At 42.4% G+C, this 22,548-nt stretch carries 19 protein-coding genes and 2 pseudogenes; 8 read left to right on the top strand and 13 right to left on the bottom strand.

The window, feature by feature from the left end; translation table 11 throughout:
• Positions 1 to 91: 91 nt before the first annotated feature.
• From CGC63_RS02570 to CGC63_RS02545, 6 genes are all read right to left on the bottom strand, one after another.
• Positions 92 to 1,447 carry a NosD domain-containing protein gene (locus CGC63_RS02570; RefSeq protein ID WP_004221144.1) on the bottom strand — a complete coding sequence of 452 codons (1,356 nt, stop codon included), beginning with the start codon at positions 1,445 to 1,447 and terminating at the stop codon, positions 92 to 94.
• Between the two features lie 20 nt (positions 1,448 to 1,467).
• A complete protein-coding gene (locus CGC63_RS02565; RefSeq protein ID WP_004221146.1) occupies positions 1,468 to 2,442 on the bottom strand; it encodes a PfkB family carbohydrate kinase in 975 nt (324 codons plus the stop codon).
• Positions 2,443 to 2,454: 12 nt separating this feature from the next.
• The gene (locus CGC63_RS02560; RefSeq protein WP_004221148.1) at positions 2,455 to 3,939 is read right to left on the bottom strand and encodes a glycoside hydrolase family 32 protein; all 1,485 of its coding nucleotides are present in this window, start codon (positions 3,937 to 3,939) and stop codon (positions 2,455 to 2,457) included.
• Positions 3,940 to 3,957: 18 nt separating this feature from the next.
• Positions 3,958 to 4,788, bottom strand: a complete 831-nt coding sequence (locus CGC63_RS02555; RefSeq protein ID WP_004221150.1) for a carbohydrate ABC transporter permease — start codon at positions 4,786 to 4,788, stop codon at positions 3,958 to 3,960.
• Between the two features lie 24 nt (positions 4,789 to 4,812).
• Positions 4,813 to 5,697, bottom strand: coding sequence for a carbohydrate ABC transporter permease (locus CGC63_RS02550; RefSeq protein ID WP_004221152.1), 885 nt, complete (start codon positions 5,695 to 5,697; stop codon positions 4,813 to 4,815).
• A 94-nt stretch (positions 5,698 to 5,791) separates the two neighbouring features.
• Positions 5,792 to 7,009, bottom strand: a complete 1,218-nt coding sequence (locus CGC63_RS02545; RefSeq protein WP_004221156.1) for an ABC transporter substrate-binding protein — start codon at positions 7,007 to 7,009, stop codon at positions 5,792 to 5,794.
• 357 nt (positions 7,010 to 7,366) lie between these two features.
• Here CGC63_RS02545 and CGC63_RS02540 point away from each other — a divergent pair, with 357 nt between their 5' ends.
• A complete protein-coding gene (locus tag CGC63_RS02540) occupies positions 7,367 to 8,347 on the top strand; it encodes a LacI family DNA-binding transcriptional regulator (RefSeq protein WP_004221158.1) in 981 nt (326 codons plus the stop codon).
• A gap of 232 nt (positions 8,348 to 8,579) precedes the next feature.
• Here CGC63_RS02540 and CGC63_RS02535 read toward each other — a convergent pair.
• Positions 8,580 to 8,837, bottom strand: a pseudogene (locus CGC63_RS02535) (recombinase family protein); the annotation flags it as partial.
• 41 nt (positions 8,838 to 8,878) lie between these two features.
• Here CGC63_RS02535 and CGC63_RS16095 point away from each other — a divergent pair.
• Positions 8,879 to 9,280: pseudogene (locus CGC63_RS16095) on the top strand (IS481 family transposase); the annotation flags it as partial.
• A 144-nt stretch (positions 9,281 to 9,424) separates the two neighbouring features.
• Here CGC63_RS16095 and gtfA read toward each other — a convergent pair.
• The 5 genes from gtfA to CGC63_RS02505 are packed head-to-tail and all read right to left on the bottom strand — an operon-like array spanning position 9,425 to position 16,734.
• The gene (gene gtfA, locus CGC63_RS02525; protein WP_004221163.1) at positions 9,425 to 10,903 is read right to left on the bottom strand and encodes a sucrose phosphorylase; all 1,479 of its coding nucleotides are present in this window, start codon (positions 10,901 to 10,903) and stop codon (positions 9,425 to 9,427) included.
• The gene (locus tag CGC63_RS02520) at positions 10,893 to 13,700 is read right to left on the bottom strand and encodes an alpha-galactosidase (protein WP_004221165.1); all 2,808 of its coding nucleotides are present in this window, start codon (positions 13,698 to 13,700) and stop codon (positions 10,893 to 10,895) included. The genes gtfA and CGC63_RS02520 overlap by 11 nt, the downstream gene beginning before the upstream one ends.
• A gap of 21 nt (positions 13,701 to 13,721) precedes the next feature.
• On the bottom strand, positions 13,722 to 14,564 hold the full coding sequence (locus tag CGC63_RS02515) for a carbohydrate ABC transporter permease (protein ID WP_004221168.1): 843 nt from the start codon (positions 14,562 to 14,564) through the stop codon (positions 13,722 to 13,724).
• On the bottom strand, positions 14,561 to 15,436 hold the full coding sequence (locus CGC63_RS02510; protein WP_089438661.1) for a carbohydrate ABC transporter permease: 876 nt from the start codon (positions 15,434 to 15,436) through the stop codon (positions 14,561 to 14,563). The genes CGC63_RS02515 and CGC63_RS02510 overlap by 4 nt, the downstream gene beginning before the upstream one ends.
• Positions 15,433 to 16,734 (bottom strand): ABC transporter substrate-binding protein, encoded by a 1,302-nt coding sequence (locus CGC63_RS02505; protein WP_004221175.1) that lies wholly within the window; start codon positions 16,732 to 16,734, stop codon positions 15,433 to 15,435. Before CGC63_RS02505 ends, CGC63_RS02510 begins: the two co-directional genes overlap by 4 nt.
• A gap of 170 nt (positions 16,735 to 16,904) precedes the next feature.
• Here CGC63_RS02505 and CGC63_RS02500 point away from each other — a divergent pair, with 170 nt between their 5' ends.
• The 3 genes from CGC63_RS02500 to CGC63_RS02490 all read left to right on the top strand — a co-directional run bounded on the left by CGC63_RS02500 (position 16,905) and on the right by CGC63_RS02490 (position 18,513).
• The gene (locus CGC63_RS02500; protein WP_004221181.1) at positions 16,905 to 17,747 is read left to right on the top strand and encodes an AraC family transcriptional regulator; all 843 of its coding nucleotides are present in this window, start codon (positions 16,905 to 16,907) and stop codon (positions 17,745 to 17,747) included.
• A 240-nt stretch (positions 17,748 to 17,987) separates the two neighbouring features.
• Complete coding sequence (locus tag CGC63_RS02495) at positions 17,988 to 18,236, top strand: hypothetical protein (RefSeq protein WP_004221184.1); 249 nt, start codon at positions 17,988 to 17,990, stop codon at positions 18,234 to 18,236.
• Positions 18,226 to 18,513, top strand: coding sequence for a hypothetical protein (locus tag CGC63_RS02490; RefSeq protein ID WP_004221186.1), 288 nt, complete (start codon positions 18,226 to 18,228; stop codon positions 18,511 to 18,513). The genes CGC63_RS02495 and CGC63_RS02490 overlap by 11 nt, the downstream gene beginning before the upstream one ends.
• 423 nt (positions 18,514 to 18,936) lie before the next feature.
• Here CGC63_RS02490 and CGC63_RS02480 read toward each other — a convergent pair whose 3' ends face one another.
• On the bottom strand, positions 18,937 to 19,599 hold the full coding sequence (locus tag CGC63_RS02480) for a Crp/Fnr family transcriptional regulator (RefSeq protein WP_004221190.1): 663 nt from the start codon (positions 19,597 to 19,599) through the stop codon (positions 18,937 to 18,939).
• A 91-nt stretch (positions 19,600 to 19,690) separates the two neighbouring features.
• On the opposite strand from CGC63_RS02480, the gene CGC63_RS02475 reads away from it, so the two are divergent.
• The 3 genes from CGC63_RS02475 (at position 19,691) to hcp (ending at position 22,374) form a co-directional block, all read left to right on the top strand.
• Positions 19,691 to 20,404 carry an ATP-binding protein gene (locus CGC63_RS02475; protein ID WP_004221191.1) on the top strand — a complete coding sequence of 238 codons (714 nt, stop codon included), beginning with the start codon at positions 19,691 to 19,693 and terminating at the stop codon, positions 20,402 to 20,404.
• Between the two features lie 73 nt (positions 20,405 to 20,477).
• Positions 20,478 to 20,666 (top strand): ferredoxin, encoded by a 189-nt coding sequence (locus CGC63_RS02470; RefSeq protein ID WP_004221192.1) that lies wholly within the window; start codon positions 20,478 to 20,480, stop codon positions 20,664 to 20,666.
• 79 nt (positions 20,667 to 20,745) lie between these two features.
• The gene (gene hcp / locus CGC63_RS02465) at positions 20,746 to 22,374 is read left to right on the top strand and encodes a hydroxylamine reductase (RefSeq protein ID WP_004221193.1); all 1,629 of its coding nucleotides are present in this window, start codon (positions 20,746 to 20,748) and stop codon (positions 22,372 to 22,374) included.
• The last annotated feature ends 174 nt before the right edge of the window (positions 22,375 to 22,548 follow it).

Below are 22,548 nucleotides of genomic sequence, written 5' to 3'. Positions count from 1 at the left end.
TTTGGAATACTTTTTATCGTTCCACTAAAAGAGCCCTGACATCACGCCAAGGCTCTTTTTCTTTCATATACTTGCTATTTGCACCATAATTTTATACTCCTGGCACTGGAGTGGCTCTAAAAGCATTTACAGTCCTGTCTATAATAACCTGTCCCTCGCTTCCGGAGTCAAGAATCGTATTTTGAACGGATTCTTTTTCTACCAAAACAGCTGTTACATCAAGCGCAACCAACTTATCAGTAGTCGTCAGTGCATCTACTTGTGCAGAAAAGCAAGAATCTGATGCCTTTGTCTGCTCATCCGTAGCTTCGGTAGTTGCAACAATATGGTTATCCGAAATATAATTTCCTTTACCTGAAACAATATGTATGATTACAGGTTTTGCCCCGGCCGGCTTGATAGACTGTGTATGGATTATTTCCGAAATATGGTTGGCAATTACCGAATTATTATTACCACTGATACACAGAATACCGTACAAATCATCTAATCCATTATCATATTCCAACATAGGCGCCCATGGTTCATTGTCACGTAAAAAATGATTTGAAGAAACCATATTTTCCGAACAGTTTCCTTCAAATACCAGCATTCCCGGATAGAAGGAATGAAATCGGTTGGCTGTAATAGTGGAACGTGCCACATTACGGAAATGAACACTGCTTGTGCCTCGAGGGAAAATATTATTTGCTGTAATCAAAAGTCCACCAAAATTTTCCGCAAAGATGGAATATCCCTTATAACCTGCGCCCATCAGATTATCTGTTATTTTAGATGCCTGTCCCCATCCTCTCAGCTCTATGCAATTACCGCATTCTGCTATGAAATTATCATGAATAGACAACGCATCTGCATGATAAATCGTAACCCCATGTTCTAAATATACGATTCCCATACCTGTAAGCCTGAATGAATCCTGTGCACTTCCAATATAAATACCTGTTTTTCCATTAGTATATGTATTTTCTGGATTTGGCATTCCCGAGCCATCATCCACAAAATGCAAACCATCAATACAGAAGTTTTCAAATTCTACAGAACTAATTCGGGGATTTCCATCTCGCTCAACATAGAATGCTGCTCCTGCCGATTCTTCATCTCCTGGTTTTGGAGAAAGGTCAACAAGGATACGGCTTCCGCCCGGCCACACTTCATGTAAATCTGCCCATTCATTCTCCGGAAGATTATAACGAATACTGGATGATACAAAACCATGTCCTGAACCCATAATTTTCAAGTAACTGATATCAATCACTACTTGTGTACGAAGATGATAATCACCAGACGGAATGTAAATGACTGCTCCCGGTTTTCCACCTTCATTCATATTTGAATCTGTTTGTCGCTTTTTAATATCCGCAATAATACTGTTGATTACTTCCCCAATATCCTCGTAAGGATTTCCAACGTTCCATTTTGTAACGTCATAATAATTTTTACTTGACATCAATAAATCCTCCTATATGTTTACTCTGTCTGCTCTTCTAATAACGCTTCAATTTCTTCTTTTTCCGGCATAACCCTCAAAGCACCTCGCTTTGTTGTAATCAGAGCTGCGCCTGCATTTGCAAATCGAAGCATCCCTCTGATGTCCTCTCCGGTAAGATTATCAAGCCCCTTATCCAAAACTGTATTCAGCATACATCCGGTAAAGGTATCTCCTGCACCCGTTGTTTCTATCGTGTTTTTCTGCAAAAATGGCTCCGCTTTAATCGTAAGCCCCTTATAGTATGCCCGACTTCCATCTTTTCCCAGAGTAACACATACAAGTGGAATCTGATATTTCTGCTGAAGAAGAACTGCTCCTTTGTCATAATCCTTTTCACCTGTCATAAAAGTCAGTTCATTGTCCGATATTTTTAAGATATCACAACACTCCATACCATACTCAATAGCTTTTCGTGCGTCCTCAAGATTCTCCCACAATGGTTCACGTAAATTAGGATCAAAGGAAATCAACGCTCCAGCTTCTTTCGCACACTGAATTGCATATTGTGAAGCTGCCCTGATTCCCGCATGAGTAAAGGATAACGTTCCAAAATGAAAGATTTTGGATGCACATATCTTATCCAAAGAAACCTCTTCTTTTCTCAACATCATGTCCGCTCCCGGATTACGGTAAAAAGAAAAATCTCTGTCACCATCTGGATAAGTATGTACAAATGCCAATGTGGTATGTACCTTGTCATCAATCACTAAACCTTCTGCATCAATTCCAACAGACTCTATCGTATTTCTTAGCATATTACCAAATTGATCGTTTCCAACCTTTCCGATAAATGCTGTTTTTTTGCCCAGCTTTCCAAGCATTGCCAGCACATTACATGGAGCCCCACCTGGATTTGCTTCTAATAATGCATTTCCCTGACTGCTGACGCCATTCTCTGTAAAATCAATCAGAAGTTCGCCCAAAGCTGTCACATCTATTTCCTTTTGCATCATCTAATTTTCCTCCTAACAATAGCAATCTTTCAATCCGTATGTTTCAATATCTTTGATTGCTACACTTCCTCCATAAGCCCGGACTTTCAACTGATTCTGAAAATTTCCTGCAAATATATTATTGGAATGATTATTCTGATATTCACTCGTAAAAATTTCAAGGGAACTCTGATCAGATAAAATATGCACATCCAAGTCTTTTTTATTATTCAGATACATAACGCTTCTTGAAATGCCTTTGCTCCACCCATCTGCATTATTTCGATTTACAGTCATTTCTGCCTTTTTAAAATCGAACATACACACTGTCTTCTTACCTTCTCCACAACGCAAGGTAAATTCCAGCTTATCTGCATCTGTTTTCTCCAGGTCAATCTTCATCTTCAATTCAAATGTCACACCATCTCCGGCCTTCAGTTCCAGTTCATCTTCTGTAACCACAAGATTGTCCCAAAACTGTCCACCCTGTCTCAAAGATTCTATTTCCTTAATTGGAAGAAACTGTAAGGTGGAATCTTTCATTAAACGTACTTCCATTGGAATATTAAAAGATCCACACCAACCTTCCTTGTATGTTGGTCCCCAATCTTTCCACGATGGCATCCATTCCCATTCATTGGCCCATCCTACCATAATTCTTCTTCCATCCGGCGCCAAGAATGACTGCGGTGCATAATAATCAAATCCCCAGTTAATCTCTCCACTGACATGGGAATAAAAACTGCCCGTTTCATAATCAAAATCGCCAACCAAATACACCGAAGTATGGTCACCTGAACCCATAGGCGAAAATGTCAGAACATATTTATCACCAATTGGATAAAAATCTGGGCATTCCCACATAAATCCCCATTCTCCACGGCTTTCCGCCAGCACATTAAAGAACTCCCAGTTCAGCATATTCTTGGAACGATACAGCAGTGCCATCCCTCTGTTATTGCGACTTGCGCCACATACCATATAATAAGTATCTTCATGCTTCCATACTTTGGGATCACGGAACATATCTGTCGGGATTCCTTCCGGTGCAGTCAGCACCGGATTTCCCTCATATTTTTCAAAATGAATTCCATCTTCACTATATGCAATACACTGCACCTGTTCATACCCATTGCCTTCATTTGTTACACCAGTGTACATCAGAAACAGTTTTCCATCATGTTCAATAGCACTTCCTGAAAAGCAGCCACCTTTTTGATGATTATCATATTTTTCACTAGGAACCAGTGCTAACGGTAAATACTCCCAATGAAGCATGTCATCACTGACTGCATGCCCCCAATGCATACTGTCCCAAAATCCACTATAGGGATTATGCTGGAAAAAGAAATGGTACTTTCCTCTGAAATAAATCAGTCCATTGGGATCATTCAACCATCCTGTCTGCGGCATAAAATGGTAATGCTGACGCATTTTGCCGCTTTTTATCATATCTTTTTTTCTGTCTATCTCAAACTGAGCCTTTTCAATATTCTGTTTCAATAATTCTTTAGACATAGGACTCCTCCATTATTTTTAACCTTTTACAGCTCCAGCTATCATTCCCTGAACAATATATTTTTGAGCTGCAAGAGAAATAATCATTACCGGAAAACTAAACAAAAATGCGCCTGCACACATCGGTCCCAAATCCAGATTGTATGCTGATAAAAATCCAGCCAGACCAACTGTAAATGTCTTTGCATTTGTACTGGTCAGTAATAATGCTACAAGGAAATCATTCCATGCAAGGAACAATGTAAATATAAATGCTGTTGCCAACCCCGGTTTACAAATTGGCAGAATAACTTTCCAAAATGTTTTAAAGCTACTTGCACCATCCACAAATGCCGCCTCATCCAATGTTGTCGGAATACCTTCATAGAAGCTTAACATTGTCCACATTACAAACGGCATATTAATAGCTGCATAAACAATAATCAAAGCAATTTTTGTATCATACAGACCCAAATTACAAATCAGTTCGTAAATCGGAACTACAATACTTGAAGTAGGTATCATCTTCAAACACAAAACCAAAACAACCAATATAATTGATAATTTAGCGCCTGAACGTTGAATCGCATACGCTGCAAGCGAACCCAAAATTAATGCAATCACTGTACTTATCAACGAAACACTCAAACTGTTCCACAAAAATTGAAGTGCATCCATTCTCTCAAGCAGTCCCGTAAAGTTCTCAATAGAGAATGCTTTTGGAAAAAAACTTGGAGGAACTGCAATTACCTCTGAACCCGGTTTAAACGAACAACAAATTACATATATGTACGGAACAAGCCAGAACACTGTAAAGATCACTGATAAACCGATTCCCAGCTTTTTTCCGATTTCACCTTTTCTGTTCACTCTTTTCGCCTCCTATCAAACCCACTAACAATTCTTTTTCTTCGGATTCCATAAACTCTGCATAAACACAAGCGTAAATATTACTAATACTGCAATAAATACCACTGCCATCGCACTTGCATAACCAACATCATTATATCGTGTCAATGTCTTGTAGATAATGATGCTGAGTGTTTCAGAAGAACTATTCGGACCTCCCTCAGTCATCGCCCAGATAATATCAAAAGTTCTGGCGGCATCAATAATTCTTACAGACAATGCGGTCAACAAAACCGGTTTGATAACCGGAAGCTTAATAGCAAACACCTGCTGCAGTAAACTTGCTCCATCCATTTTGGCAGCTTCAAGCATACTGGAATCCAGTCCCTGCAATCCAGCCAATATCATCAACATCATAAACGGTGTTGTGAGCCAGATATCTGCAATGCAACATGCAAGCAATGACCACTTTTCATCTGCAAGCCAAAGAATATCACTGCTGCTTGATAAAATTCCGATTTTTGCCAGTAATTCATTAACAATTCCAAAGCTGGAACTCATCATCAATTTCCATGTAAGACCAGCTACCAATGGTGCTATCATAAGAGGTGCCATCATTAATGAACGGATTATTTTGCTTCCTTTATAATTCAATTCAAAGAACAATGCAAACAATAAACCGATTGCAGTTTCAATACTCACCGCTATTACAATATAAAGTAATGTATTCTTTAACTGTTTTAAAAATCCACCCGCTGTAAAAGCACGAATGTAATTTTCCAGTCCAACAAATGTCTTATCCCCTGTAATTCCAATCTCAAAGAAACTGTCAACTACCATTGTAATAATCGGATATATAAGAAATGCCCCCATAAATATGGCACCTGGCAGAAAGAATAATAATAAGGTTTTTCTTGAAATCAATCTCATTCTATTTACCACCTTTTCTAAGCAAAAAGGATATTCTTTCTTGATTATCTTTTTAGAATATCCTCTGCTAATCCATTTATTTGCGTTAATTCAGCTATCTTGCAATTGCCTCAATTTCAGCCTTTGCACTTTCCAATGTTTCATTAACATCAGCGCCACCCAGACTGGCTTCTACGACACCAATTAAAACTTCTTCAATCTGAGCCCATGTAGTTACCATAGGTCTGGCCTGTGACTGTTCTGCTCTTAATGTTTCGAGAACTGCTGTTGTATGTTCATTACCAGTTTCTTTTCCGGCCTCTTCATATACAGATGTTCTTCCTGCAATCTTTAATGTAAGATCCATATAATCCGCATTGTGATTATACATATATTCTACATATTTTTTAGCCATCTCTTTGTTTTCAGAACCTTTCATTACACACTCATACCAAGGTCCTGTTGTTGCACCAACACCTGCACTTCCGCCAATCATCGGTGCACATCCAACTTTATCTGCTCCAAGAGCTTCTACTGCTGCTGGATACTGATGACTCCAGTTCAGCTGCATTGCTGTTTTTCCGTTTGTAAAGAGTTCCTGAGACTCTGTGGCTGCTGTAGCAAGTGAATCGTCTGGAGTATAATCAGCAGTTGCGTTCTCTACCATAAAATTCAATGCGTCTACATAAGCCTGATCTGTAATGTTTACATTTCCATCTTTATCAAATACAAGCCCTTCTGCACCAGCCTGACATGCAAAATCAAGGAATGAACATACTGCATCAGAACCGCTTCCGAATACTGTTGTTCCACTCATATCATCTGTTTTCAGTTCTTTTGCAAGTGCCTGATACTCTTCCCATGTCTGCGGAACTTTATCTTCCGGAATAAGATCTTTTCTGTAAATCAACACTTTTGTATTTACCCACATAGGATATCCTAAAAGGCTACCATCAATTGTTCCACTTTCCTGTAGGGTTGGCAGGAAATCACTTGTATCCGCATCATTGATTGCTTCAATTGCATCTGCAAATGCTGCTAACCATACCACATCCATACATGCCACATCATGTGCAACCTGCTTTGCTTTAATCTCTGTAGAAAGTTTGTCATACATTCCTGTATAAGCAACTGCATCAATAATAACTTCACATCCAGTTTCTTCTTCAAAAGATGCTGCTGTTTCTTTTGCAAGTGCCTCTGCCGGCGAACCACTTTCCACCAGTACTGTAATACTGTTTTTATTTTTTGCTTCTTTTTTAGCTCCACACCCCGCTAACATTGTTCCTGCCATTGCTACTGCAAGCACAATACTTAAAATTTTTTTCTTCATTCCTATCTTCCTCCTGTTTTCTTTTTTAATTTCTCTTCGTTACTTTCTAGCTGATGATTCGATTGTATGTCATGAAATTTATAATGTCAATCGTTTTCATGTATTTTTTCACTATTCAGCACTATTCACAATATTTTTTTGTTTAATTTGTATATATTTCATAGCTTATTTCTTTATTTTTACGGTATTTCTTTTCATCAATAAAACTTGTATGAAAATTTTTTCATGAAATTATTTTCATTTATTCTTCCATTTTTCATAATCTTGTGATATAATCAAATTCATAAAGTGAGATATATTTTGTCTCATATCGTATATAACACAAGACTATATTTACCAAATAAGTGAGGTTCTTTTATGAGTAAAGTCAAAATTACAGATATTGCCGAACGGAGCGGTGTTTCCATGACTACCGTTTCCCGTTACTTCAACCATCCTGAGCTCATATCGCAGACAACACAGGATAAAATCAAAACAGCAATTAAAGAATTGAATTACCAGCAGGACAATCTGGCCCGCATTCTGGTAACCGGAGAATCCAATCTGGTTGGGGTTATTTTCCCCCACCTACATTTAAGCTTCTATACAGAATTACTCAATCAACTAATAAAATACGGTAAAGAAAAAGGCTATAATCTAATCGTCTATACTTCCAACGATTCCAGAGAAGAAGAATTACAGCTTATTCAAAATCTAATTTCCTACCGAATCAAAGGACTGATTCTTTTGAGTCATCTTCTTTCCACTCAGGACATTGAAAACCTGCCAGTCCCGGTTATCTCTATTGAACGTGTCGGCGGTAATTTTAAGCAAATTAACAATGATAACTTTACTGGTGGCAAACTTGCCGCAAATCTTTTGATACGTAACAACTGTGAAGTTTTCATTCATATTAATAATGATTTTCGAGAAGACTGGCCATCCTTTAAACGAATCCTGGGATTTGAATATGAGGTAAAAGATCTTTGTTATGAACGGTTTATTGAAAATGATCTCACAGATCCATACCTGCCCAAAGCTACAGAAGCCATGAATAAACTGGTTCAGCATATTACCACAAAATACACCGGTAAAAAAATAGGAGTTTTCTGCTCAAATGACGATATTGCAAGTCTTTTTGAACGTCAGTGCCTCAAAAATAATATTGATATTCCCAACACCATTGAATTGATTGGATACGACAACTCACCTGCATCCAACTATGCCGTTCATCCCATTACCTCTATCGACCAGAATATTTCCCTTATGGCGCAGATTGCAATTCAGTCACTGGAAAACTATATACCATACGAAAGCATGGTACCAGCTTCATTGATTGAAAAAGAAACAACCAGTTAATTTTCTATCATTCAGTCAAATAATATATGTATTACTTACAACAAAGGAGCCAATTCTGTTCATGAACGGCTCCTTTTGAAATATATTTTCTTATCATGTATAAAAATTCTTAAAAAATAAAACAAGGTTCACTGCTAACAACATTCAGTAAAACCTTGTTTTATTCCTCTCCAAAATACAGAATCTCATTTATAAAATTTCTATCTGCCCGTAATCACTGAAATCCTTTGATTTAGCGATCTTTCTTTGACAGCAGACACACCGTCTCAACGGTACTTTCATTGACCCAACAAAGTTCCTGTGTTTCCCTGTCTCCAAAATACACCGGAAAATGGAACTTTATGTGCTTCAGGAATTTGCCATCTGGCTGCTCCTGCTCATAAATATCCACCTGTTCTACAAAACTGTTAAGAAATTCTTTCTTCTCCACGCCTTCAATCTCATCATACAAACGGTATAACCTTGTCTACATATCCTGATATTTCTTCTGTATCTATTCTTGAACCGATTTTATTCAGAATTGTCTATTTTCAGTTGGAACTGCGGCAGACACCGAACAAGGATATGCGCCGATATGAACGCCCTCATATCAACGAAGTCTGGTGTGGAGACAGCAGTGCCGGTCCCCGCCTTACAGATTCGGATGGAAAAAACACCGGGGCTATATCATTACCGGGATCGATGTGTTCTACAATGATAACTTTATCAATCTGATGTCCGTTATGAGAGTAGCCATAGCAAAGTATGGCCGCCCTTGATATGCGGGATTTCCATTCACTGGAAGAGCTGAGGAGAAGTCTGTACGCTTTTGTCCAGCAATACAACCAATCCCACCATTCTTCCCTCCGTGGACTGTCCCCACAGGATCGTTTCTTTTCAGGACCGGAGCAGATACGCCGACTTTCTGAGGAAGACATCCGTCAAAATTTCCTGAGAAGGTGAAATCCGAAGTTATAAGATTTAAATTATCCATTTTCAAAACAAGCCACCGAGCATTATCCCTATGTGGCTTGTTTCATCTATGATTATTTCCATTATAAAGTTTAGGTTTCATGTACAATCGACAGCCCAACTTAACTATCTGCTTTCTACTATTGTATATGTTCCTGATTCAAAATTTACATATAATGTTGCAAATGCACTATTATATTCCCAGCGGATTTCCAGAGACCTCTCCCCTCCGGAGATTGCTACCTCTGCGCCTTCCGAAAATGCCTTATGGGTATTTCGCATGCGGATTAACGCAAGCTGTTTTTGAACCACATCTTTTTTCAACCCTTCCGTAATCTGATCAGTGGAAAGATTTGTCCGGTTGATTTCCTTATGTCCGGATTCTCCCGCGCGCCGCACCGCTTCATGGTCATTTTTTCCGGCAAACAAATCCAGATACCAGACCTGCGGTTTGCCCGGCATAAACATCTGTATAGCACGCGCCAGAAGCATTTTTTCGTCCGACGCCCCCAATGCACTGTAATATGTGGCATTTACCTGATAATACAGATTCTTTTGTCCATGTAAATTTTTGACCATGCCTCCGCGGGATACGATCCGTTCAATCAACGACTGGATTTCCTCTTCCGGAAGCAGCCCCTTTAAGTCCAGAAGCGGGATGCCATCATGACAGCCGAGCATGTTGACCGTGGAGATCTTCTTTTCCACAATCTCCTTCGCCCATGCCGCAAGGTACGTTCCCCGCCGGTTCTCGATCGCATCAATGACCAGTCCCGGCAGGAAAAAGTCATAGGTTGCATAGCCTTTTTCTGCAAGTGTCTCATATATTTTTTCATCATACGCTGCGTGTATCTCCGGCAAAAGCGTAAGTCCCAAAGGTTCTGCCAGCGCATGGATCTTCTGTAAAAGTTCCCACGTTTCCGGATCATTGAGAAAGTTTTTCTTTCCCGGTGCTTTCGGCGCATAGGCAAAGGCATCCAGCCGCACAATCGCCGCGCCGTAAGAGGCTATTTTTTCCAGGGTTTCACGATAAAACTCCCACACTTTTGGTGACTGGATGTTTACATCCATCTGTCCGAGATACTGTCTGCCATGCACTTCCTGATAAAAAGTATTCCAGTACGGCACTTTTTTTCCATTCGGAAATTCCACCATCAGGATCGGCAGCCCGGGTTTGCGGAAAAACATCTGCTTCAGGCAGCTTTCATCCGGCTGGATATAGCCTTCCTCCGTCATGGTTCCATGCCCTTCCCAGAAATGGTTCCAATCGATGAAAAAATCGCGGAACACAGAAGCCTCCCCTTTTTCCACAAGATCCTGAAACTGCGGGGACTGTGCGGAAGCATGGTTTAAAATAAAATCGAGTTTCAGATCGATTCCCATATTCTTTAACTGGTCAAGGCCTTCCCGGTCGGCAAGCTGCTCATTCAGGTCATAGTCGATCACGGAAAATCCCCGGTCGAGATCGGAATGGTACAGGCTCGGCAGAATGTAAAAAGAAGAAAATACATTCTGCAAAGCCTCCGTTTTCAGCAATGTTACGATATCCCCAAGATTTCTTCCAAGACTGTCTGGATATGCATTGAGCATCGGTTTACTGTTCATAAATACTTCCGTCCTTTCCCACGATCAATCCTGCATTTTTGCGCTGCACTTCGAGTTTTTCCTGTTCCAGTTCCACCACACGACAGATAAACGGGCTTGCGGCATTCTCGTCGCGGTTTCTGCGGATGCGCCGCTCCTTTGTCTCCTCCGGGGAACTTTCCAGAAAGACGGATAGATCCACACCATGTAAATCGTCACTGCCTCCGTGCGTCCACTCCAGAAGCAATACAGATATTCCGGAAAAATCGGTTTCTTCTGATGAAATCTCGCCATCTTCCCGTCCCAAATGCCGCAACGTGATCGTATCTTTTCCCTCATGAAATGCCGCAAGCACTTCATTGATCCGGGCGAAATCAATCTCTTTCTTTGTTCCGAGATATCCACGCAGTCCGTCTTCCCCTGCTTCTTTATACACACGCAGCCGTTCTTCGTCGTTGCGTTTTGGAATCCGGTGTGGATAATCATCGCCCGAGAGCAGATAACATCCGGTTCCGTCATTTAAAAAGTACTGCTGCAATGCCGTTGCAAGCGTTGTTTTTCCGGAACCGGAGCCACCGTAAATGCTGATGACCACCCGGTTTTCGGCATTCCCGTCACACCATTTCTGCACTTTTTCATATAATCTTCCCGCCTCTTTCAGTTCGGTAAAGGCAAACTGATACGCCTCATATTCCTCGGTAAACGGCGGAAGCGGAATTCCCGCATGCATCAGTGCCGCACCGGAATACTGTCTGCCGCTTTGTTCTTCCAGATACACAGCATCCGGTTTTAACCCACGCAGGCGGACATAAACGGTCGCCTGATTTGCCTCAGCCATAAGACGCACCACACTTACCAGTGCATGATCCTGTTCCTCTGATACCGACATCCATGCCGCAATTTCATCTGTAAACGGATCAGACAGCCGCCAGTAGGTTCCCTCGTTAATGAGCATTTCGTACTTCTTATACGTTTTGATCTGCTCCCGGATCTGCTGCTTTTCCTCATCGGATAAAAGCGCTGGGTTTAATTCGTAACCGAAGGTTCCCGCCATCGCCGTCACCCCGCGGGTGTGGAAACTTGTCACCCGTCCGGTCTGGTGGTTCGGCACCGCCGAAACGTGCGCTCCCATCGCGGAAACCGGATAGAAAAACGACGTTCCGTACTGGATTCTTGTGCGGTTAATCGCATCGGTATTGTCACTGCACCAGATCTGTTGGGAATAATAAAGTATTCCTGCGTCAAATCTGCCGCCGCCACCGCTGCATCCTTCCAGCAAAAGATCCGGATACCGGCTGCACAAACGCTCCATAAAATCATAGACACCAAGGACGTAATCATGGGAAAGATTTCCGGCATAGACATCTGCCATACTGCGGTTCATATCCCACTTGACATAATCAATTTTTCCCTGATCCAGCACGGCACAAATCTGATCAAATACACAGTCGCGCACTTCTTTTCTGGAAAAATCAAGCAGTAACTGGTTTCTCGAGCGCACCGGCTTTTTCCCCGGAATCTGAATTGCCCAGTCTGGATGTGCCCGGTAAAGGTCGCTGTCTTCATTGACCATCTCCGGCTCAATCCAAATACCAAATTTCACCCCCTGATTATGCACACGGGTAATAAGCTCTGCCAGGCTTCCCCCCAGTTTCTTTTCATTGACCTGCCAGTCCCCAAGGGAAGAATTATCATCGTTTCTTTTCCCAAACCAGCCGTCATCCATCACTACCATATCAATTCCAAGGGAAGCAGCTTCTTTTGCCAGATCCACGATCGTATCTCCCGTAAAATCGAAATATGCTGCCTCCCAGCTGTTAATCAGCACCGGACGCTGCATATGGACATATTTGCTGCGGCACACATGGTTGCGGATGCAGTTATGATATTGCTGCGACAGTGCAGACAATCCGTCTGCCGAATAAGACAAAATGACTTCCGGTACCGTAAAGGTTTCTCCTTCCGCAAGCGGATAGGAAAACAGTTCTTCATTTAATCCGAGAAGCAGGCGCGTCTGGTTGAACTGATCTTTTTCTGCCTCACAGGAGAAATTTCCGCTGTATACAAACAGCATTCCATAGCAGCTGCCTGCGGTCTCTGTTGTTCCTTTTTCTGCCAAAATCACTGCCGGATTATACTGATGGCTGGACGTTCCCCTGCGGCTGCCAAACGCAATGGTTCCATGCCCCAGCGGCGTACGCTCCAGATTGCGCTCCATGGCATGCTTTCCATAAAACCGCAGGACATCAAAATCTCCCTGTACAAAATCCAGACAGGCTGCCGCTGCCTTTTCGATCGTAATCTGCCCAGTTCCCGTATTTTTAATCTGGACGCTCCTTGTAATGACATCGTTTTCTTCCAAAACACCATACAGCAGATGAACTTCAACCTGTGCGTTTTCGTCTGCAAGGACAATTTCCAGTGTCTGTGCTTCCTCTTTGTCTGCCCAGACAGCCGGAAGTCCCTGTAACTGGTATTTGCCGCTTCGGATCTCATAACTTTTAAAAAGCAGCTCTGCGCTTTCCACCCCTTTTTCATTTTTGATATTCAGCGCAATATTGCGGTAATCCCCAGTTCCAATGGAAGGATACTCCTGTGGCAGCGCATCCAGCGAATAGGTGCGGTCCATGCCCACTGCATAAGGATTTCCGGAAAATCCACGGTCTGCATAGGTTAAAACATAATCCATGGGGCTGTTTGTTTTAGCTCCATAGTACAGATGCAGCAGATATCCCAGTGGATCGACCTGCATCTGATAAGTTGTATGCACCGTATGCAGGTTAAATATTCTTTTATTTGGATTGTATATAATTGCCATAGAAGTCACCTCGTTTTATTTTTATCCTTTGACTGCACCGTTTGCCACACCGTTTAAAATCTGTTTCTGACAAATCACATAGAAAATAAGGATTGGAATCAGTGCCATAATATAGGAAGCAAATGCCAGATTGTAATTGGTTCCAAACTGTGTCTGGAAATTAAGCTGTGCAAGCGGCAACGTATTCTGTCCGGTTCCAGACATAATCACAAGCGGTGTCATAACATCATTCCACGTTCCAAGAGCTGTCAGGATTGCAACTGTTGCATGCATTGGCATCATCATTGGAAAGACCACTTTCCAGTAAGTAGTCCATGTGCTTGCTCCGTCAATATCTGCCGCCTCTTCCAGCGCTATCGGAATATTTTTTAAGTACCCACTGTAAAGAAGGACGTTCATTGGCATATAAAATACCAGATACAACAGAATGACACCCGCGCGGTTTCCAAGTCCCATATGCGCCGTCTGCTTTACCAGAGGCATCATTAAGATGGAAAACGGAACAAACATTCCGCTGACAATATACAGATAGATAAATCGGAAACTTTTTCTTCTTGCCATGCCGCGTCCGATCACGTAGCCTGCAATTGAGTGGATCAGGATTGCCAGTACGATTGTTACCAGTGTGATCAGTAAACTGTTTCCAAGAGAGTGCCAGAAATCGGTCACTTCCATTGCCTGACGGAAATTTTCAAAACTCCACTGTTTCGGGAAAGAAAGTGCACCCGCCACATCGTTTGTCATCTCACTCGGTTTCTTAAACGCAATAATCACTGCCATATACAGCGGAAAAAATACCGTAACCGTCCCCAAAATCAGAACAATCGTAAGTACCCAGTTTGTTTTCTTTTTTTCTTTCATCATAGCTGCTCCTCCTTCCTATTCATGACTGTCATCTGGAAAAGTGAAATCGCCACGATCACAATAAAGAAAATGACTGCATTTGCACTCTGGAATCCAAACTGTCCGCCATCCATACCATTTTTATAAATCAGATAAGAGATGGATTCGGTGCTCTGTGCCGGACCTCCCTTGGTCAATGACATGATCTGGTCGAATACCATGAGGAAATTCTTTGTGCTCAGTACCAGATTAATCGTCACAAACGGCATTACCAGTGGAAATGTTACTTTCCAGAACTGCTTCCATTTACTGGCTCCGTCAAGCATGCTCGCCTCGTAGACTTCCTCCGGTACAGTCTGCAGACCGGAAATATAGATGATGGTATTCATGGCAACTGCCTGCCATACACCAACAATCAGCACACCAATCCATGCGTATTTTTCACTTGCAAGAATACTGTTCTGTAAAAATCCAATATGGAACACATTTCCCACAGTTGGAAGAATGTAAGTAAAAATAAAACTGAAAATATAGCCGATGACAAGTCCTCCTAAAATATTCGGTACAAAATAAATACCGCGCAGTGCACTTTTAAAACGGATTGCACTGTTTAATCCAACTGCCATGATCAGACTTAGCACATTTACCAGTACAGTTCCCGCCAGTGCATATTTAAACGTAAACAAATAGCTTTTTCCCACGCGGGAATCCGTAAACAGATCTGCATAGTTCCGGAACCCGACATAATCGTAAGTTCCGTATCCTTTATAATTGGTAAAACTGTAAATCACACCTTTGATCATTGGAAGTGTATTGAATGCAAAAAATAGGATTACAACCGGTATGATAACCGCCCAGAATGTTTTGTCCCTGTTTGACATTTTCTTTTTCATTGTGCATCCCCCTGTTCTTTCTGATAATCCTGTACTTTCCGAATCAGATCCCGGTTGTAGCGCTTCCAGTCGGAATCAAATTTTTTCAAAAACTTTTCCTGTGCATTGTCGCTTGTATCCAGCAGGAACGTCTGGATCATGGCATCCACACTCATCTCACTCGGATAATGGTGATCCTGATAATCTGCCATGCGGTTGTTTTCAATGTAAGGACGCATATCCTCGAGTGTTTCCGGAATTGCGAAATCCCCATCCTTGCAGGCAATTCCGCCCTGATCATCCAGATAAATCTGAATGGTTTCATCTTCATACAGATATTTTAAAACTTCATATGCTGCTTCTTTGTTTTTGCATGCTTTCATCACAGAAAACTGTAAATCAATTCCTGAATTTAATACATTGTCTGATTCCTCATCATTTGCAGGAAATGTAAAAGAGCCGATATTCATATCCGGATTGACCGATTTGATCTGCGGGATTGCATAGCTTCCGATTGGATACATGGCAGATTCCCCGCGGGCAAATGCTGTACAGGCATCGTTATAACCATATGCATACGGATTTTTTTCGGCGTAATCCAAAAGCGCACGCATCTTTTCTGCTACCGGTCCATACGTATCGGAAAATGTGGTATTTCCCATATTTACCTGATTGCAGGTATCCGAATCGGTAAGTCCGACTGCCAGCGCATTCCACGGAGCCAGACAGGTCCAGGTATCTTTAAAGCCCAGATACAGCGGAAGTGTTCCGCTCTGTTTTATTTCATCACACAGTGTGGTAAATTCCTGCCAGGTGGTCGGAACTTTCCAGGCATTTTCCTCAAACAGATCTTTGTTATATAAAATTCCTGCCGCGTTTGCCACATATGGAAGTGCATACGTGCCATCCTTTGGAATAAACTCCAGTTCCTTATCCATATCCAGATATGCCTGTTTTACGGTCTGGACTTCATCCAGATCGGAAATATCATCAAACAGATCTGCATCTAAAAAGTTGGAATAGTTGATGTCTCCTCCGATTGCGATGATATCCGGATAATCCTCCCGGATAAAACGTGTCTTTAAAATGGTCATTGCTTCGTTTGGAGATGAAATCGTCAGATGGATGTCATCATGTGTTTCATTGAACCGCTTTTCAATCTTTTCAAATGCCTTAACTGCTTCCGGTTTGTAGGAAACCACTTCGATTTCTGTTTTCCCGTCTGCCCTTTTTTCACTTCCGCATCCAGCAAGACCCGTCATACACATGCCAAATGCAAGCACCGCCGCAACACTGCGGAAAATATTTCTTTTTGCCATATTCCTCTCTCCTTTTTTTGCAATATATCCGTTTACCTTTTTGATAATCTGATTATAACATACCTTTATGCATCCTTAAATATCTATATTTTTTCAGTTTTATACCGAAATGCAATATTTTATGCTATAATAGATATTGATGTCGCATTTTGGTATATAAGGAGTATTTTATGAGCAATACATTTTTTAATATTTTTCCAAATGAAAATTTTATCGATCTGTGCATGTATCAGTTTGGATATGAACAGTGTGATCCCGGCCATTCATTCGGGCCTGCAACACGCAACCACTACCTGTTTCACTACGTTCTTTCCGGAACCGGAACACTCATGGCAAACAATTCCAAAGGAGAAACACGGACCTATTCTGTAAAAAGCGGACAGGGGTTTATGATTTTTCCCGGCCAGATCAACACTTACATTGCCGATGAACAGCTTCCGTGGAAATATATGTGGATTGAATTTGACGGATTACGTGTAAAAGAGGCTTTAAGTGTCACAGATTTGTGCAAAGACGCGCCCGTTTATCATTCCCACTCCAAAGAATTGCGGGAAAAACTTGCCGATGAAATGCTTTATATTGTCAATCATCCACAGGAATCTTCCTTCCATCTCATCGGGCATCTGTATCTGTTTTTAGACTATCTGCTGCAGTCAGCAAAATCGACAAAGCTGGTCTCCAGCGGACGCATGAGTGATTATTACATAAAAGAAGCAATCAATTATATTGAACAGAATTTTCAGAATAATATTTCGATTGAAGATATCGCTGCGGTATGCGGCATCAACCGGAGTTATTTCGGAAAAATCTTCCGCAACTCGATCGGCCGCTCCCCGCAGGAATTTCTTATGAACTACCGCATGGTAAAGGCTACGGAATTATTAAAGCTGACTTCCTTATCCATTGCAGATGTCGGCTCTGCTGTCGGATACGAAAATCAGCTTCATTTTTCCCGTGCTTTTAAAAATATTTATGGTGTTTCTCCGCGAGAATGGAAAAACCAGAACAAGTAACAATAGATAGGATAAAGTAAACGCAAAATAGCGAGTACCTGTTCAAAATCATCCGATGTGAGATAATAGACTCATCACTACAAAGTCCAAATAGTTTAGTACTCAACTTTTTTGACTTTGCTACAAGAGGTGAGTTATGAAATCTCATACAAGTTTAGTTGCACAGCAAACCCGTTTGAGTGAATGGACTGACATGGTCAGGGACTGCCAAAACCGTCCGCAAGGAATGAAAATCGATAAATGGTGTCAGCAAAAGCAAGTTATTACTGGAGACTCCGGAAAGTTCGTGAGGCTTATCTGAAAACAGCGGATCATACACAAACATTTGTAGAAGTTCCCTCTTCTGCAGTCCAGCCGGTAAATATGGCAGCGGAGTATAAAATCATTGCCTTGATTAGAGGCAGAAACAATCTCACTCCGGAAATTACCGAACAGGCATCTGATTCATTTCTAAAAACACTTTTGGGAGTGCTCGGCAATGCTCAATGATGGCTCCGGGTTCAAAAAAGTATATCTGGCGACTGGATTTACGGATCTGCGCAAAGGGATCGATGGCTTTGCCATAGGCTTGTCCTCCTTTTCGAATTCATGCGAAAACGAAGGACAAGCGGCGGACTCCGGCAGCGGCATAAAGTTCTGGCGGAACGCAAAAAAGCGCCTGCATAGACATAAAAGTCTACACAGACGCTTAATTCGTATTTTTCATGTTCTAATTGTTCCTCTTGTTGTCCGGAATATCCCAATTGCAGGGAGTCGCTTTTTTTAAGTGATCACCATTACACAGATATCCGGTTTCAATAAATAGTGCTGCTTCGGATCAGCAGCATAGTTTCCCCACACATAAAAACACGCCTCCTTGCTCAAACGGAACTTGAAGGGAAACAGGTATGGGCGTGTCTTTGTTTACAATTAGATCGGCTTCCATCAAAAGTTGCAATAGTTTATTTTTGGGCTTGTCATAATCATGATAGCAATTCACCAGTTCAATGATTTTCGGAACATACGACGGAAGATAATTGGCCTTGCGAGATGTCACTCTGCCAGAGATTGCAGAAGTTATGACTCCCATGTATTGGAAAGGTATAACATATTGATATATAACAGCTTGAGAGATTTTTGAAGGACACTTAAAAGTATTTTTTTGATAAAATAGATCATCAGAAAACATACAATGAATCATTCATACTCTCTATTGAAACATCAAGCTATCTTTTAATAAAAATTGATTCTTGCTGTACTCAATAATTCCGTCTTTTTGCATTTTTGAAAGCTCGTTACACATGGTACTGCGGTCCACATTCAGATAATCAGCTAACTGTTGGCGGTTGTAGGGGATCAGGAAAGAATTGCTCCCGGCGCGTTTGGCGCATTCCGAAAAATAGGACATCAACCGCCCCCGAATGGATTTGGAACTGGTATGCTGGATTCTTTGAGAAAGCTGAAGGTTTCTGTGAGCGCAGACAGTCAGCAGATTTCGGACAAGTCTTGTGTGGAATGGACAGGCATTGGTACAAGTAGTCAGGACACGCCCCACATTCATAAACAATATGGATGTATCCTCCGCAGCGGACACCGTAACCAACATCGGCTCCCCCGGAATGCAGGCATACACCTCGGCGAATACAGAGCCGGGCGCAACATGACCCAAAATACTGGTATTGCCCCAGATATCGTTGCAGGAGATCACCGCCAGGCCGGACAGCAAGATCCCGATATTTTCCGTGATGTTTCCTTCTGAAAGGATTACCTCTCCTTTTTGAAAACTACGCGTTGTGGCATTCAGGCAACCCAAAAGAGATGTAATCTCTGCTTCTTCCAGTCCTCGAAACAGTTGTGTATTGGATAAATTCATATTTTTCACTCCTTGTTGTTATAACAACAGACTTTCATTTCATATTATAGTATACTAAATCCAGAAACGCAAGAGAAAGGAGGAAGCAAACATGATTCGGAAAATTATTCAGATAGACGAAGAAAAGTGCAATGGATGTGGGGCCTGCGCCGAAGCCTGCCATGAAGAGGCTATCGGCATGGTAAACGGGAAGGCAAAACTCCTGCGGGACGATTATTGCGATGGTCTGGGCGATTGCCTGCCCACCTGCCCCACCGGTGCGATTTCCTTTGTGGAACGGGAAGCTGCTGCCTATGACGAAAAGGCTGTGCAGGAAAATATGAGAAAAAAGAACAGAATGAATTCTCCTTCCGTTGGTGTTCATGCGGGTTGCCCGGGCAGCCGAATGCAGCGAATCCAGCATTCGCAGGAATCTGCTCCTTCTGCCCCGATGCAGGCTGAGTTACAGTTGAGGCAGTGGCCCTGCCAAATTAAACTGGTCCCAGTAGGTGCCCCCTATTTTGAAGGAGCCAAGTTGCTGATTGCGGCAGATTGCAGCGCATATGCCTATGCCAGAATGCACGAGGATTTTATGCGTGGGAAGGTTACGCTGATTGGCTGTCCCAAGCTGGACAACGTGGATTACAGCGAAAAGCTGACGCAGATTATCCAAAACAACAATATCCAGAGCGTGACCATTGTGCAGATGGAAGTTCCCTGCTGCGGCGGACTGGAGTTAGCTGCTAAAAAAGCATTGCAGGCAAGCGGAAAATTCATTCCCTGGCAGGTAGTCACTATCTCGATTGATGGAAAGATTCTGGAATAACCTCTGATTCGGTTCTTCAGTTTTTGGAATATATCCGACAGACAAAAACAAATTGACAGAGGGAAGTGATTTTATGAAAATAAAAGTAGATCAGAATCTCTGCATTGGCTGCGGGCTTTGCTGTGGGATCTGCAACGAAGTTTTTCGTATGAATGAGCACGAGAAGGCGGAAGCATACCAACCAGCAAACGATGACAATCAAAGCGCCGTGCAGGATGCAATTGATTCGTGTCCTGTGTCTGCAATCGCTTGGGAAGATTAATTCAAGCGCATCTATATACTTTTTTGATTGAAAAGTAACTACATCATTTCAAATTTTAAAAGTTTTTAGGAGGTCTATTATGGAACAAAAAATGTTTTGCTATCAGTGTCAGGAAACCGCCGGGTGCAAAGGTTGCACCATGTCCGGTGTATGCGGGAAGAAGCCTGATGTGGCAGCTATGCAGGATCTGCTGGTCTATGTCACAAAAGGGATTTCAGCTGTTACAACTGCACTGCGTCAGGAAGGGAAGCAGGTATCTGCGGAAATCAATCACTTGATTACCCTGAATCTGTTCACCACCATCACCAATGCAAATTTTGACAAAGAGAACATTGAGGCAATAATCCGCGCCACACTGATTGAAAAAGATGTGCTGTTGGCGCAGATTGCCGATCCTTCCGGTCTGCCCAAAGCGGCAAAATGGAATGGCTCTGGCAATTGGGAAGAAAAAGCCGCAACTGTCGGTGTTCTTTCTACTGAAAATGAGGATATCCGTTCTCTGCGAGAACTGATTACCTACGGTCTGAAGGGATTGTCCGCATACTCCAAACACGCAAACGTTCTACTGAAGGATGATGAGGAGGTCGATGCCTTCCTTCAGCGGGCGCTGGCAGCTACACTGGATGACAATCTCAGCGTAGAAGAATTGATTGCTCTGACAATGGAAACCGGAAAACACGGCGTATCCGGTATGGCTCTGCTGGACAAGGCCAACACGGAAGCCTATGGAAATCCTGAAATTACGAAAGTAAATATTGGCGTTGGGACAAATCGCGGTATTCTGGTTTCCGGTCACGACCTGCGGGATTTGGAAATGCTGCTGGAGCAGACACAGGGAACCGGCGTGGATGTTTATACCCATTCCGAGATGCTCCCTGCCCACTATTACCCGGCATTCAAAAAGTATCCCAACTTTATCGGCAACTACGGCAATGCGTGGTGGAAGCAGAAGGAGGAATTTGAATCCTTCAACGGTCCTATCCTGATGACCACCAACTGCATCGTGCCTCCTAAAGACAGCTACAAAGACAGACTCTACACTACTGGCGCAGCAGGATATCCGGGATGTACCCATATTTCAGGGGAAATCGGGGAGCAGAAGGATTTTTCCGTTATCATTGAACACGCCAAAAGATGCGCTACACCTACCGAAATTGAAACAGGAGAGCTGATCGGCGGATTTGCACACGCGCAGGTTCTGGCTCTGGCGGATCAAGTGGTCGATGCGGTAAAAAGCGGCGCGATCAAAAAGTTCGTTGTGATGGCGGGCTGTGACGGCCGTGCCAAGAGCCGGGAATACTATACCGAATTTGCCAAGGCACTGCCGAAAGATGCTGTGATCTTGACAGCCGGATGCGCGAAATACAAATACAACAAACTGCCTTTGGGCGACATCAACGGCATTCCTCGTGTTCTGGACGCCGGGCAGTGCAACGATTCGTATTCTCTGGCTGTCATTGCTTTGAAGCTCAAGGAAGTTTTCGGTCTGGACGATATCAACGACCTGCCCATCGCCTACAACATTGCGTGGTATGAGCAGAAGGCTGTCATCGTTCTGCTGGCGCTTCTGTATCTTGGCGTGAAGAATATCCATCTCGGTCCCACTCTCCCGGCATTCCTCAGCCCCAATGTGGCAAAAGTTTTGGTCGAGAACTTTGGTATTGCGGGAATTAGCACAGTAGAAGAAGATCTGAAATTCTTTTTTTAAACTCATGCATAAATAAAAAAGACAACTTTGCTTCTGTAAAATCAGAATAGCAAAGTTGTCTTTTTATTTTTTTACATTTGTTAAATATGGTGTTACTTTATATGGCACCTTTTTTCATATTTCGTGTTATTCACGAACTCGCAGAACGTTCACGCCTCGATACCTGAACTGTAA

It is taken from the genome of Blautia hansenii DSM 20583 (assembly GCF_002222595.2).
In the GTDB taxonomy this organism is placed as follows: Bacteria; Bacillota; Clostridia; order Lachnospirales; family Lachnospiraceae; genus Blautia; species Blautia hansenii.
Note: the sequence above shows the minus strand (reverse complement) of the source record. Positions and strands in the feature narration are given on the sequence as shown.